General features: G+C 63.4%; 11 protein-coding genes. 3 read left to right on the top strand and 8 right to left on the bottom strand.

Annotated features, from left to right (window positions below; translation table 11 throughout):
- Nucleotides 1-4: 4 nt before the first annotated feature.
- From rseP to rpsB, 8 genes are all read right to left on the bottom strand, one after another.
- Nucleotides 5-1,378, bottom strand: a complete 1,374-nt coding sequence (rseP, locus tag NCR98_RS06000) for an RIP metalloprotease RseP (RefSeq protein ID WP_250464501.1) — start codon at nucleotides 1,376-1,378, stop codon at nucleotides 5-7.
- Nucleotides 1,379-1,385: 7 nt separating this feature from the next.
- The gene (locus NCR98_RS05995; protein WP_250464499.1) at nucleotides 1,386-2,603 is read right to left on the bottom strand and encodes a 1-deoxy-D-xylulose-5-phosphate reductoisomerase; all 1,218 of its coding nucleotides are present in this window, start codon (nucleotides 2,601-2,603) and stop codon (nucleotides 1,386-1,388) included.
- Between the two features lie 10 nt (nucleotides 2,604-2,613).
- Nucleotides 2,614-3,426: a phosphatidate cytidylyltransferase gene (locus NCR98_RS05990; RefSeq protein ID WP_244827764.1), complete on the bottom strand. Its 813-nt coding sequence runs from the start codon at nucleotides 3,424-3,426 to the stop codon at nucleotides 2,614-2,616.
- Complete coding sequence (gene uppS / locus NCR98_RS05985; protein WP_244827763.1) at nucleotides 3,420-4,202, bottom strand: polyprenyl diphosphate synthase; 783 nt, start codon at nucleotides 4,200-4,202, stop codon at nucleotides 3,420-3,422. Before uppS ends, NCR98_RS05990 begins: the two co-directional genes overlap by 7 nt.
- A gap of 82 nt (nucleotides 4,203-4,284) precedes the next feature.
- Entirely contained in the window at nucleotides 4,285-4,845 is a 561-nt protein-coding gene (gene frr, locus NCR98_RS05980; protein WP_244827762.1) for a ribosome recycling factor, read from the bottom strand.
- A 135-nt stretch (nucleotides 4,846-4,980) separates the two neighbouring features.
- Nucleotides 4,981-5,694, bottom strand: coding sequence for a UMP kinase (gene pyrH / locus NCR98_RS05975; RefSeq protein ID WP_244827761.1), 714 nt, complete (start codon nucleotides 5,692-5,694; stop codon nucleotides 4,981-4,983).
- A 204-nt stretch (nucleotides 5,695-5,898) separates the two neighbouring features.
- Nucleotides 5,899-6,780 (bottom strand): translation elongation factor Ts, encoded by an 882-nt coding sequence (gene tsf / locus NCR98_RS05970; RefSeq protein WP_244828013.1) that lies wholly within the window; start codon nucleotides 6,778-6,780, stop codon nucleotides 5,899-5,901.
- 160 nt (nucleotides 6,781-6,940) lie between these two features.
- The gene (rpsB, locus tag NCR98_RS05965) at nucleotides 6,941-7,693 is read right to left on the bottom strand and encodes a 30S ribosomal protein S2 (RefSeq protein ID WP_244827760.1); all 753 of its coding nucleotides are present in this window, start codon (nucleotides 7,691-7,693) and stop codon (nucleotides 6,941-6,943) included.
- A 385-nt stretch (nucleotides 7,694-8,078) separates the two neighbouring features.
- On the opposite strand from rpsB, the gene map reads away from it, so the two are divergent.
- The 3 genes from map (at nucleotide 8,079) to NCR98_RS05950 (ending at nucleotide 13,611) form a co-directional block, all read left to right on the top strand.
- Entirely contained in the window at nucleotides 8,079-8,891 is an 813-nt protein-coding gene (gene map / locus NCR98_RS05960; protein ID WP_250525746.1) for a type I methionyl aminopeptidase, read from the top strand.
- A gap of 61 nt (nucleotides 8,892-8,952) precedes the next feature.
- Complete coding sequence (locus NCR98_RS05955) at nucleotides 8,953-11,541, top strand: [protein-PII] uridylyltransferase (protein WP_244827758.1); 2,589 nt, start codon at nucleotides 8,953-8,955, stop codon at nucleotides 11,539-11,541.
- 6 nt (nucleotides 11,542-11,547) lie between these two features.
- Nucleotides 11,548-13,611 carry a pseudouridine synthase gene (locus NCR98_RS05950; RefSeq protein WP_250525745.1) on the top strand — a complete coding sequence of 688 codons (2,064 nt, stop codon included), beginning with the start codon at nucleotides 11,548-11,550 and terminating at the stop codon, nucleotides 13,609-13,611.
- Nucleotides 13,612-13,677: the final 66 nt, after the last annotated feature.

The following is a 13,677-nucleotide window of genomic DNA, read 5'->3' as shown; positions in this document are numbered from 1 at the left end:
TGGATCAGAAACGGATCAGGCGAGCCAGGTCATTGAACAGCGCGATCATCGACAAAGCGACGATGCACACCAGCCCCGCCCGTTGCAGAACCAGCTGCCAGCGATCGGACACCGCCTTGCCGGTAACGGCTTCAACCAAATAATATAACAGATGCCCACCGTCCAAAACCGGAATCGGTAACAAGTTCAACACACCGAGGCTGATACTCACGAGCGCGAGAAAGGAAACGAAAGCCGCCAGACCCAAACGCGCGCTCTTTCCTGCATAGTCCGCAATGGTGACCGGTCCTGAAAGGTTCTTGAGCGATGCCTCGCCTGTGATCATCCGCCCGAACATGCGCAGCGAATACATGCTGATGTCCCACGTGCGATTCACGCCGAGACGCAGACTTTCCACCGGTCCGTAACGCACGTCGACGCTAGGCAACTGATTGGCGAGCGCAGCACCTATACGGCCGATATCCTTGCCGCTCGCCGCATCGTGCTTGACGTCGGGCGTCACCTGCACCGTCTGCTGCTTGCCCGCACGCTCGATCGTGAGCGTGACCGCTTTCGCGCCGTGCGCCTTCACGTAGTCGATGAAGCTCGTCGCGTTATCGACGTTATGGCCGTCTATTGCGCGCAGCTTGTCGCCCGCCTGCAGACCGCTCTTTTGCGCGGCGCTGCCCGCCTCCACACCCGCGACCGTGAGCGTGCCACCGCCCGGCGTGAAGCCGAGCTTGTCCATGAAGTCCTGCTCGGCGTCCGCATCCGAAATGGTGCCGACACTCAGCGGAAAGTCGTACGTGCCTTCGTGCGTCTTCGCCGAAAGCACGATGCGGCGATGATCGAACGATGCATCGAGAATCTTCCAGCGCAGATCCGACCACGAGCGAATAGCGTGCGTTTCCCCGCCGTTGTCCGCGTCGCGCATCGAAACGATCTTTTCGCCGCCTTCGAAACCCGCGCGCGCGGCTGCCGTGTTCGCCACGGGCGTCGCGACGATTGCTTCGGGCTCCGACACGCCGCCCGCGAATACCGCCGCGAACAGCACGATGGCAAGAATGAAGTTCGCGACAGGCCCCGCCGCGACGATCGCAATGCGCTTCACGACCGGCTGCCGGTTGAAGGCGCGTGGCAGGTCCTCGGGCGCGATGCTCTCTTCGCTTTCGCGCTCGTCGAGCATCTTCACGTAACCGCCGAGCGGCAACGCGGCAATGGTCCACTCGACGCCGGTCTTCTTGCTGACCCAGCTCACGAGCGGCTTGCCGAAGCCCACGGAAAAACGCAGCACCTTGACGCCGCACATGCGCGCGACGCTGTAGTGACCGAATTCGTGGACGACGACAAGTACGCCAATCGCAACGACGAAGGCGACGATTTCGGTCAGAAAGTTCATGACGGCCTCAATGGGCGATGGACTCGGCGCCTGGCGCGCTGGCGGTGAGTTCCGCGACAAACCGATGCGCCAGACGGCGCGCGTTCGCATCGGCGGCGAGGACGTCGTCGAGCGATGCAGCGCTGCCGTTTGGCAAGGAGTTCAGCACGCGATCGACGACATCGCCGATCGCCATGAAACCGATGCGGCGCGCGAGGAACGCTTCCACCGCGATCTCGTTTGCGGCATTCAGCGCCGCGCTTGCCAGACCGCCCGCTTCCAGCGCGCCGATTGCGAGCGCGAGACACGGAAAGCGCGTGAAGTCCGGCTTCTCGAAACTGAGCGTGGCGATCTGTGCGAGATCGAGCGGCGCGACGCCCGAATCGACGCGATCCGGAAACGCCAGCGCATGTGCGATCGGCGTGCGCATGTCCGGGTTGCCGAGTTGCGCGAGCACGGAGCCGTCCGCATACGAGACCATGGAATGGATCACGCTTTGCGGATGAATCAGCACCTCGATGCGCGAACCGGGCAAATTGAAGAGCCAGTGAGCCTCGATGACTTCGAGGCCCTTGTTCATCATGGTCGCGGAATCGACGGAAATCTTGCGGCCCATGGCCCAGTTCGGGTGCTTGCAGGCTTCGTCCGGCGTGACGTCGATGAGCGTTGCCGGCTCGCGCGTGCGAAACGGGCCGCCCGATGCGGTCAGGATGATCTTCGATACGCCGCCGTGCAGCTTTGCCTCGCTGTCCGCGCAGGGCGGCAGGCACTGAAATACGGCGTTATGTTCGCTGTCCACCGGCAGCAGGATGGCGCCGTTGTCACGCACCGCATCCATGAAAATCTGGCCGGACATGACGAGCGCTTCCTTGTTGGCAAGCAGGATGCGCTTGCCCGCGCGCGCCGCCGCGAGCGTAGGCGCAAGGCCCGCCGCGCCGACGATGGCCGCGACCACGGTGTCGCATTGCGACGCCCGCGCCACCTCGACCAGCGCGGCTTCGCCGTGCGTCACCTCGGTTTTGCAGCCCGCGGCGTTCAGGGCGCCCGCCACGTGCGCGGCCGTTTCCGCGTCGCCGACCACGGCCACTTCGGGCGTGAAGCGCAGACACTGTTCGACGAGCTTGTCGCCGTTGCGATGCGCGGTGAGCGCGTAGACCGAGAAACGGTCCGGGTGCCGTGCCACGACGTCGAGCGTGCTATCGCCGATCGAGCCCGTGGAGCCGAGCAATGTAAGACGTTTTTGCATGAATTCTTCTCTAGCCGAGCATCAGCAATGCAATCGGCAGTACGGGCAGCAACGCGTCGATCCGGTCGAGTACGCCGCCGTGACCCGGCAGCAAACCGCTCGAATCCTTGACGCCCGCCTGGCGCTTAAGGAGCGATTCGAACAAGTCGCCGACCACGCTGAACGCAACCAGCACGGTCAGCGCGAGGAGCGCGCGCGCCCAGCCTAGATGTTCGACGAACGCGCTGAATACGGTCGGCGCCTCGAACGCGGTGGCGGCGGCAATCGTGCCGATGACCATCACCGCGACCCAGCCGCCGATCGCGCCTTCCCAGGTCTTGCCCGGACTGATGGACGGGGCCAGCTTGTGGCGGCCAAGGGCTTTGCCGGCGAAGTATGCGCCCACATCGGCCAGCCAGACTACTAGAAGAAGCGATAGCACGAAAGCCACGCCCACGGTGCGGGCCGCGACCACCGCGTGCCAGCAGGCCACGAACACGACGATTCCGGCAAAAAGGAGGAAGCCGCGCCACGCACCCGCCGAAAGCACGGGCTTGCGCAAAAGCGCATACGGCCCGGCCAACACCCAGAAAATAGCGGCCATTTCGAAGAGCGCCTTGGGCGCGACGCCGAGAAACGTGCTGAAAATGAGCGCGAGTCCCGCAATGAGCGCGTAGGCCACCGGACCCGCGCCGTTGAGCTTGAGGAGCCGTCCCCATTCCCATGCGGCGAAGACGACGACAAAACCGATCAACGCCCCGAATACGCCGATCGGCGCGAACAACGTGACCGGCACGAGGACCGCAAGCAGGACGATTGCCGTGATGACACGGGTTCTTAGCATGAAAGGGTGTCGGCCTTCTGCGATTGGTTTTCGACTTGCGCGCTGGTGCGCCCGAAGCGGCGTTCACGCTCGCCATACGACGCGATGGCGCGATCCAGCGCTTCGGCGTCGAAATCGGGCCAGTAGGTATCGGTGAAATAGAACTCGGTGTAGGCGAGTTGCCACAGCAGAAAATTGCTGATGCGCTGCTCGCCGCCCGTACGGATGAAGAGATCCGGCTCCGGCGCGTAAGCCATGGCGAGATGCTCGGCGAAGGATTCGTCGTCCACGCGCGCCGGCACGCCCTGTTCGAGCGATTGCGCGATGAGCTTCTTCGTCGCCTGCATGATGTCCCAGCGCCCGCCGTAATTGGCGGCAATGGTGAGCGTCAAACGCGTATTGCGCGCCGTCTTGGTCTCGGCACGCTGAATGAGCGCGCGGATGCGGTCGTCGAACATGGCGGTGTCGCCGACCACGCGCAGACGAATGCCGTTGGCGTGCAGCTTGCCGATCTCGCGCTCGAGCGCGGTCACGAACAGGCGCATGAGAAACGACACTTCCTCGGTCGGACGGCGCCAGTTTTCGGAACTGAACGCGAACAGCGTGACGAATTCGACGCCGCGCCGCGCGCAGCTTTCGACGGTGGCGCGCACCGCATCGACGCCGCGGGTGTGACCGGCGACGCGCGGCAGGCGCCGCTCGGTCGCCCAACGGCCGTTGCCGTCCATGATGATCGCGACGTGGCGCGGGACAGCCGCGACATCGGGCACGCGAACGGTAGAGCTGGTATAGGTCATGGCCGTTGAATCTTGAAATCGACAGAAGTGAGAGCCAGCCTCAATCTAAATGGTCGAGGCTGGCAAGACCGTATCTACGGCCTCACACCGTCATGATTTCGGCTTCTTTGGTCTGGACGAGCTTGTCGATTTCGGCGACGAACTTGTCGGTGAATTTCTGCACGTCGTCGCTTGCGCGGCGCTCGTCGTCTTCCGAAATCTCTTTGTCCTTCACGAGCTTCTTCAGTTGCTCGTTCGCGTCGCGGCGCAGGTTACGAACGGCGATCTTCGCCGATTCGCCTTCGCTCTTCACGACCTTGGTCAGCTCGCGGCGGCGCTCCTCGGTGAGCGCGGGCATTGGCACGCGGATCAAATCGCCCTGCGTTGCCGGGTTCAGACCGAGGTCCGACTCACGGATCGCCTTTTCGACGACGCCGACCATCTTCTTTTCCCACGGCTGCACGCCGATCGTGCGGGCGTCGACGAGCGTCATGTTCGCCACTTGGGAGATGGGCACATTCGAGCCGTAGTAGTCGACCTGGATGTGATCGAGCAGACCCGTGTGGGCGCGGCCCGTGCGGATCTTCGCGAGATCGGCCTTGAACGCTTCGATCGACCGCGTCATCTTCTGGTCGACGCCTTTTTTAATGTCAGCCACACTCATTTGAACCTCCGAAACCTTGGGTTACTGGCAATCTAGGCGCCTTCGCGCGATCTTCCGGCGTGCTCCACACCGGCCGCGGCGCGGCGCCCTTTCAACGTCGCTGAACTTCTCGTTGACCACTCTCAACGCGAGAGTTTACACGTGGACGAGCGTACCTTCGTCGTCGCCTTGCACGATGCGCTTGAGCGCGCCCGGCTTCGTGATCGAGAACACGCGGATCGGCAGCTTCTGGTCGCGGCACAGCGCAAAAGCCGTGGCGTCCATGACTTGCAGATTGCGGCCGATCGCTTCGTCGAAGCTGATCGTGCTGTAGCGCGTCGCGCTCGGATCTTTCTTCGGGTCGGCGGAGTATACGCCATCGACCTTGGTTGCTTTCAACACCACTTCGGCGCCCACTTCCGCGCCACGCAAGGCGGCAGCGGTGTCGGTCGTGAAGAACGGGTTGCCCGTGCCGGCCGCGAAGATCACGACCTTGCCTTCTTCGAGCTGGCGAATCGCGCGGGGGCGGATGTACGGCTCGACCACCTGGTCCATGCGCAGCGCGGACTGAACGCGCGCTTCGATGCCGGCGTGACGCATGGCGTCTTGCAGCGCCAGCGCGTTCATCATGGTCGCGAGCATGCCCATGTAGTCGGCCGTCGCCCGGTCCATGCCGGCCGCGCCGCCCGCCACGCCACGGAAGATGTTGCCGCCGCCGATCACGACGGCCATTTGCGTGCCCATCCGCACTACTTCAGCGACATCCGCCACCATCCTTTCGATTGTTGCGCGATTGATGCCGAAGGCATCGTCGCCCATGAGGGCTTCGCCGGAGAGTTTGAGGAGTACGCGTTTGTAGGCTGTGGGCATATGAGTTTCCGATCGCGCCGAGGAGGGTTGCAACAACGTAGAACTGTAGGGGTGAAACAATATTTACCGCAAGCGGCCGGATCGGGCGACGGGCGCGACGCATACGGGTTTTCCCGAATTCGCCGCGCCCGCGCGATGCCTTGCCGCCTTACTGCCTTTCGATGCCCGGCGCCGCCATACCGCCGAGCGCCTTCACTTTAAAACTCAGCCTTGCTTGGCGGCAGCAACTTGCGCAGCCACTTCCGCCGCGAAGTCGTCCTGACGCTTCTCGATGCCCTCGCCCACCACGAACAGCGCGAACTTCTGCACCGACGCGTTTGCGGCCTTCAACATCTGTTCGATCGTCTGCTTGTCGTTCTTCACGAACGGCTGGTTCAGGAGCGACACTTCCTTCAGGTACTTCTGGACGCTGCCTTCGACCATCTTGGCGACGATTTCAGCCGGCTTGCCCGATTCAGCGGCCTTTTGCTCGGCGATGCTGCGTTCCTTCGCGATCAGGTCGGCCGGCACTTCGTCCGACGACAGCGAGACCGGCTTCATGGCCGCGACGTGCATGGCGACGTCCTTGCCGACTTGCTCGTCCGCGCCCGTGAACTCGACCAGAACACCGATACGCGCTCCGTGCAGATACGAGGCCAGCTTGTTCGCGGATTCAAAGCGCACGAAACGGCGAATCGACAGGTTTTCACCGATCTTGCCGACGAGCGCGAGGCGCACGGCGTCGACCGTCGAGCTTTCGAGCGGCAGCGCGGAGAGCGCGGCCACGTCAGCCGGATTGTTCTTGGCCACGAGTTCGGCGATCGTCTTGGCGAAGGCCAGGAAGTCGTCGTTCTTGGCAACGAAGTCGGTTTCGCAGTTCAGTTCGACGAGCGCGCCCACGCCGCCGTCGATATACGACGTGACGATGCCTTCAGCCGTCACGCGCGATGCCGCCTTGCTCGCCTTGTTGCCGAGCTTCACGCGCAGCAGCTCTTCGGCGCGCGCCATGTCGCCGTCGGCTTCCGTCAGCGCCTTCTTGCATTCCATCATCGGCGCGTCGGTCTTCGCGCGCAGTTCTGCCACCATGCTTGCGGTAATTGCCGCCATCATTCGCTCCTTGAGTCTGTTTGATACGTCCCGCCGCTTGAATCCGCCACGGGAAAGGGTACTAGACGTGCGAGAACGCAATGCCGCGCTCCCGAGTGCCGCGGCTTAAAAAAAAGGGGCCTTTCGCAAAGCCCCCTTTTATGTCGGCCGCAGGGCTCGATTACGCCTCTGCGTTGACCTCGACGAACTCGTCGCCGTCGCCTTCGCGGACAGCCTGGACCACGTCGTTCACCGCGTTCGCACGGCCTTCGAGGATCGCGTCGGCCACGCCTTCGGCGTACAGCGCGACGGCCTTGCTGGCGTCGTCGTTACCCGGAATGACGTAGTCGATGCCTTCCGGCGAGTGGTTCGTGTCGACCACGGCGATGACCGGAATACCAAGCTTCTTGGCTTCGGTCACGGCAATCTTGTGGTAGCCGACGTCGATCACGAAGATCGCGTCCGGAATGCCGCCCATGTCCTTCACGCCGCCGATCGACTTCTGCAACTTCTGCATTTCGCGTTCGAACAGAAGCGCTTCCTTCTTGCTCATGCGCTCGGTTTCACCCGATTCGACGGATGCTTCCATGTCCTTCAGGCGCTTGATCGAAACCTTCAAGGTCTTGAAGTTGGTCAGCATGCCGCCGAGCCAGCGGGCGTTGACGAAAGGCATACCCGAGCGGGCGGCTTCCTGAGCGATGGTGTCGCGAGATTGACGCTTCGTGCCCACGAACAGGATCGTGCCGCGGTTCGCTGCCAACTGGCGCACGTACTTCAGCGCGTCGTTGTAGAGCGGCAGCGTCTTTTCGAGGTTGATGATGTGAATCTTGTTGCGATGACCGAAGATGAACGGGGCCATCTTGGGGTTCCAGAAGCGCGTTTGGTGACCGAAGTGGACACCGGCTTCCAGCATTTGACGCATCGTGACTGCCATGAAATTCTCCGCGAGGGTTGGGTCTTAAGCCGGCTGCCGCATCCCGCGCCCGGCGCTTCTAGCTAACCGGACGCCGGACACCCTGGGTGCGCCGGCTTGCGAATCGAACGATTGTCTGTAAGAGAAGCGAGACGTCCCGCCACCCTAACTTTCAACCTACTTCCAAGCCCTACTACACCTAGATAAAAGTGTGGATAGGACTTAGCCCGTAACTATAGCATGTGAGGATTGACTAGCTCAAGCCGCTTGCAGGTGCCCGAAAGCGCTTGGGGAAGCCCGATCCATGCCCCGCATGCCTTTGATTCGGGCTGCGGCGCCCTCTCTAAGGTGCGATAATGCCGATTTCGCGGCTCACGGCCGCATACACGCATTTCTGAGCCTAGTCATGTCCATTACGCTGAAAAACGATCACGATATCGCGCAAATGCGCGTCGCCTGCCGGCTCGCCAGCGAAGTGCTCGATTTCATCACGCCGCATATCGTTGCTGGCGTGACCACCGAAGAACTCGACCGCCTTTGCCACGAACTCATGGTGAAGGAACAGGGCACGGTGCCCGCACCGCTCAACTATCAGCCGCCGGGTTATCCGCCTTACCCGAAAGCCACCTGCATTTCCGTCAACGACGTAATCTGCCACGGCATTCCCGGCAAAAAAGTGCTCAAGAACGGCGACGCGCTCAATATCGACGTCACCGTCATCAAGAACGGCTATTTCGGCGACACGAGCCGCATGTTCATCGTCGGCGAAGGGTCCATTCTGGCGAAGCGTCTAGTGCAAACCACCTTCGATTGCATGTGGCTCGGCATCGATCAGGTGCGTCCGGGCGCGCATCTCGGCGACATCGGCGCGGCTATCCAGAAGCATGCCGAGGCGCAAGGTTACAGCGTGGTGCGCGAATATTGCGGTCACGGCATCGGCCAGGTCTTCCATGAAGAGCCGCAGGTGCTGCATTACGGGCGCGCCGGCACGGGCATCGAACTGGAAGCGGGCATGATCTTCACCGTCGAGCCGATGATCAACGCCGGTCGCCGCGAAATCCGCACGATGCCGGATCAATGGACCGTCAAGACGCGTGATCGCAGCCTTTCCGCGCAGTGGGAACATACCGTTCTCGTCACGCCGACCGGTTACGAAGTCCTGACCGTGTCCGCGGGCACGCAGGCGCCCTCGCATTTGATCGCGGCCACGGCTTCCTGAGCTCCGCCGCTCCCCGGCCGCGCTTGCGTGCGCGGCCTTCTTCCTTCCTGAATCCGAGCCCATGAGCGTCACAGTCCCTGTCGCCACGCCGTGTGAAACGCTGCGCGCTGCCTACAAGGCGGCGAAGTCGGCGCTCATCGAACGCTTTCAGACGGCTTCGAACGTCGAACCGTTGATGCACGCGCTCGGGCGCGCCACCGACGACGCGCTCAAGGGCGCCTGGGCCGCCTGCGAGATGCCGGCGGACGCGGCGCTGGTCGCGGTCGGCGGCTATGGGCGCGGCGAACTCGCACCGTATTCGGACGTCGATATCCTCGTGCTTCTGCCCGATGCCGGCGGCGATCAGGAAGACGTGGGCCCGCTCAACGCGCGCGTCGAGCGGTTTATCGGCATGGCGTGGGATCTCGGGCTCGATATCGGCAGCAGCGTGCGTTCGGTCGAGCAATGCATCGCGGAAGCGAGCGGCGATGTCACCGTCCTCACGTCGCTGCTGGAGGCGCGGCGCATCTTCGGCAGCGCGGAACTGTTCGAACGCTTTTCCGCGCGCTACAAGGAGACGCTCGATCCGCGCGGCTTCTTCCAGGCGAAGGTGCTGGAAATGCGTCAGCGCCACGCGAAGTTTCAGGACACGCCGTACAGCCTCGAGCCGAACATCAAGGAAAGTCCGGGCGGTCTGCGCGATCTTCAGCTCATTCTCTGGATTTCGCGCGCGGCCGGTTTCGGCAGCAGCTGGCGCGAACTCGACCTGCGCGGTCTCATTACCGACCGCGAAGCGCGCGAACTGCGCCGCAACGAAGCGTTTCTCAAGACCTTGCGTGCGCGGTTGCACGTGATTGCGAAACGTCGCCAGGACATTCTCGTCTTCGATTTGCAGACGCCGCTCGCCGAGAGTTTCGGCTTCAAACCGACGACCGCCAAGCGCGCGAGCGAGCAGTTGATGCGCCGCTACTACTGGGCGGCAAAGGCCGTCACGCAGCTCGCGACCATTCTGATTCAGAACGTCGAGGCGCAGTTGTTCCCGTCGACGAGCGGTATCACGCGCGTCATTTCGGGGCGCTTCGTCGAGAAACAGGGCATGCTGGAAATTGCCCGCGACGACGTCTTCGAGCGCGAACCGCACGCCATTCTCGAAGCGTTCCTGCTCTACGAGCAGACCCGCGGCATCAAGGGACTCTCGGCGCGCACGCTGCGCGCGATCTACAACGCGCGCGAACTCATGGACCGCGACTGGCGGCGCGATCCGGAGAACCGGCGTCTCTTCATGGAGATTCTCAAGCAGCCCGAGGGCATCACGCACGCGCTGCGTCTCATGAACCAGACGAGCGTGCTCGGGCGTTATCTGCTGAACTTCCGGCGCATCGTCGGACAGATGCAGCATGACCTTTACCATGTCTATACGGTCGATCAGCACATCCTGATGGTGCTGCGCAACCTGCGCCGCTTTGCGATAGCGGAGCATGCGCACGAGTATCCGTTTTGCAGTCAGTTGATGGGCAATTTCGAGCGCCCGTGGGTGCTCTACGTCGCGGCGCTCTTCCACGACATCGCGAAAGGTCGCGGCGGCGATCATTCGACCCTCGGCATGGCCGATGCCCGTCGCTTCTGCCGCGAACACGACATGTGTCAGGAAGACACCGACCTCGTCGTATGGCTCGTGCAGCAGCATCTGACGATGAGCCATGTCGCGCAGAAGCAGGACACGAGCGACCCTGAAGTCATCAAGCAGTTCGCCTCCGTGGTAAAGACCGAGCGGCGGCTGACCGCGCTTTATCTTCTGACCGTGGCGGACATTCGCGGCACGTCGCCCAAGGTCTGGAACAACTGGAAGGGCAAGCTGCTCGAAGACCTGTTTCGCGCGACGCTCGCCGTGCTCGGCGGCGCACAGCCGGATGCGCACTCGGAACTCAAGTCGCGTCAGGAGGCGGCGCTCGCGCTCCTGCGTCTGGAAACCGTGCCGGAGAATGCGCAGCGCGAGCTGTGGGACAAACTGGATGTCGGCTACTTCTTGCGTCACGATGCCGCGGATATTGCGTGGCAAACGCGTGTGCTGTACCGGCATGTCGAAAGCGACGCGCCGATCGTGCGCGCGCGCCCGTCGCCCATCGGCGCGGCGCTGCAGGTACTGGTGTACGTGAAGGACCGGCCGGATCTGTTCGCCGGCATCTGCGCGTACTTCGACCGCAATGGCCTTTCCGTGCTGGATGCCCGCGTGACGACGACGCGACATGGCTACGCGCTCGATAACTTTCTCGTGGCGCATCCCGATCACGACGGGAGTTATCGCGACATCGCGAATCTCGTCGAACAACAATTGAGCACGCTTTTGGCGGACGAGCGCATTTTGCCCGAGCCGTCGAAGGGCCGCGTATCGCGGCTCGTGCGCACCTTTCCTGTCACGCCGCGTGTGGATTTGCGCCCGGACGAGCGTGGCCAGTACTACATCCTTTCCGTGTCGGCCAACGACCGGCAGGGCCTTCTTTATTCGATCGCGCGCGTTCTGGCGCAACACCGGATCGGCGTGCAGGCAGCGCGAATCAACACGCTTGGCGAACGCGTCGAGGACGTGTTTTTGCTCGACGGCAAGAGCTTGTCGAACAATCGCACCCAGATCCAGATCGAGACCGAACTGCTGCGCGCGATCGCAGCCTGAAACTTTATGCGCGTCAAACTGACAGCCAAACATCCGCGTCCGACATCGTCGACGCGGTCGCCGGTTCGCACCGGTAGTTCCACCGCCCGCAAGACCACGCGGCCTGAAACGCCGCACGAGCGGCCGTCGACACCCCGCGGTGCGGGGGGCGATTCGCGCGCGGGATTCGATAAGCGTGGCGCGGGGGATCGGTCGGAGCGTCGGCCCGGTTCTTCGGGCGGCGATGAGCGGCGCGCGTTTAAACCGCGTGGTGATGATTCGCGGCCGAGCTTTGATAAGCGTGGCGCGGGGGATCGGGCGGAACGTCGGCCCGGTTCTTCGGGCGGCGACGAGCGACGCGCGTTTAAACCGCGTGGTGATGATTCGCGTCCGAGCTTCGATAAGCGTGGCGCGGGCGATCGGTCGGAGCGCCGGCCGTTTGCGCGCGATGAGCGCACGCCCGGCAGCGATGAACGACGCCCTTTCAAACCGCGCGATGATTCGCGTCCGAGCTTCGATAAACGCGGCCCGAGCGATCGGTCGGAGCGCCGGCCGTTTGCGCGCGACGACCGCACGCCCGGTGGCGATGAACGACGCCCTTTCAAACCGCGCGATGATTCGCGTCCGAGCTTTGATAAGCGTGGCGCGGGGGATCGCTCCGAACGCCGTCCGTTTGCGCGCGACGACCGCACGCCCGGTGGCGATGAACGACGCCCTTTCAAACCGCGCGATGATTCGCGTCCAAGCTTCGATAAACGCGGCGCGAGCGATTGCTCCGAACGCCGTCCGTTTGCGCGCGACGACCGCACGCCCGGCAGCGATGAACGACGCCCTTTCAAACCGCGCGATGATTCGCGTCCGAGCTTCGATAAACGCGGCGCGAGCGATCGCTCCGAACGCCGTCCGTTTGCGCGCGACGACCGCACGCCCGGCAGCGATGAACGACGCCCTTTCAAGCCGCGCGACGATTCGCGTCCGAGCTTCGATAAACGCGGCGCGGGCGATCGCTCCGAACGGCGGCCGTTTGCGCGCGATGAGCGCCCAACCGGTGGCGATGAACGACGCCCTTTCAAGCCGCGCGACGATTCGCGTCCGAGCTTCGACAAGCGCGGCGCGAGCGATCGGTCGGAGCGTCGGCCGTTTGCCCGCGACGACCGCACGCCCGGCAGCGATGAACGACGCACGTTCAAACCGCGTGGCGACGATTCACGCCCAAGCGTCGACAAGCGCGGCGCGGGCGACCGTCGTCCCGCATCACGCGACGACCGCCCACCGCACGCCGAAGTCATCCCGGCATCCACCGAACCCGCCCACAAGCCCCGCGCTCACGACGACGGCCTCGTCCGCCTGTCGAAGGTGATGTCCGAACTCGGCCTCTGCTCGCGCCGCGAAGCGGACGAGTGGATCGAAAAAGGCTGGGTGCTCGTCGATGGCGAAGTCACCGATACGCTCGGCACGCGTATCCGCCCGGATCAGGAAATCGATGTCCTGCCCGCCGCGCGTTCCGCACAGTCGCTGCTCGTCACGATCTTGCTGCACAAGCCGGTCGGCTACGTATCGGGTCAGGCAGAAGACGGCTACGAGCCCGCCGTCACGCTCGTCAATCCGACCAATCACTGGCAAGACGACCGCAGCGGCATTCGTTTCGCACCGGGTCATCTGCGCACGCTCGCGCCGGCCGGCCGACTCGATATCGATTCGACCGGGCTGCTCGTACTCACGCAGGATGGCCGCATCGCGAAGCAATTGATCGGCAACCATTCCGAAGTCGACAAGGAGTACCTCGTGCGCGTGCGCTACGGCGAACACGAAGTCGATGTGGATCAGCACTTCCCGGAAGAACAACTCGCGCTGCTGCGTCACGGCCTGTCGCTCGACGACGTCCCGCTCAAGACCGCACAAGTCAGTTGGCAGAACGGCGAGCAGTTGCGCTTCGTGCTGCACGAAGGCAAAAAACGCCAGATTCGCCGGATGTGCGAACTGGTCGGACTGGAAGTCGTCGGTCTGAAACGCATCCGCATGGGCCGCGTCACGCTGGGCGCGCTGCCACCGGGTCACTGGCGCTATCTCGGCGCCGACGAGAGCTTCTGATCGCGCGTTTCGCTCCGGACGATCTTCGTTCGGAGCGAACCACGAATGACCGTTCTCGCACTCCTC

The sequence above is a fragment of the Caballeronia sp. GAWG2-1 genome (genome assembly GCF_023631405.1).
Taxonomy (GTDB): Bacteria; Pseudomonadota; Gammaproteobacteria; order Burkholderiales; family Burkholderiaceae; genus Caballeronia.
This window is presented reverse-complemented; position numbering and strand designations above follow the sequence as displayed.

Bases quoted from the DNA above. Each gene is read 5' to 3' on its own strand.
- rseP (WP_250464501.1), bottom strand. From the start codon at position 1,378: ATGAACTTTCTGACCGAAATCGTCGCCTTCGTCGTTGCGATTGGCGTA.
- NCR98_RS05995 (WP_250464499.1), bottom strand. From the start codon at position 2,603: ATGCAAAAACGTCTTACATTGCTCGGCTCCACGGGCTCGATCGGCGAT.
- NCR98_RS05990 (WP_244827764.1), bottom strand. From the start codon at position 3,426: ATGCTAAGAACCCGTGTCATCACGGCAATCGTCCTGCTTGCGGTCCTC.
- uppS (WP_244827763.1), bottom strand. From the start codon at position 4,202: ATGACCTATACCAGCTCTACCGTTCGCGTGCCCGATGTCGCGGCTGTC.
- frr (WP_244827762.1), bottom strand. From the start codon at position 4,845: ATGAGTGTGGCTGACATTAAAAAAGGCGTCGACCAGAAGATGACGCGG.
- pyrH (WP_244827761.1), bottom strand. From the start codon at position 5,694: ATGCCCACAGCCTACAAACGCGTACTCCTCAAACTCTCCGGCGAAGCC.
- tsf (WP_244828013.1), bottom strand. From the start codon at position 6,780: ATGGCGGCAATTACCGCAAGCATGGTGGCAGAACTGCGCGCGAAGACC.
- rpsB (WP_244827760.1), bottom strand. From the start codon at position 7,693: ATGGCAGTCACGATGCGTCAAATGCTGGAAGCCGGTGTCCACTTCGGT.
- map (WP_250525746.1), top strand. From the start codon at position 8,079: ATGTCCATTACGCTGAAAAACGATCACGATATCGCGCAAATGCGCGTC.
- NCR98_RS05955 (WP_244827758.1), top strand. From the start codon at position 8,953: ATGAGCGTCACAGTCCCTGTCGCCACGCCGTGTGAAACGCTGCGCGCT.
- NCR98_RS05950 (WP_250525745.1), top strand. From the start codon at position 11,548: ATGCGCGTCAAACTGACAGCCAAACATCCGCGTCCGACATCGTCGACG.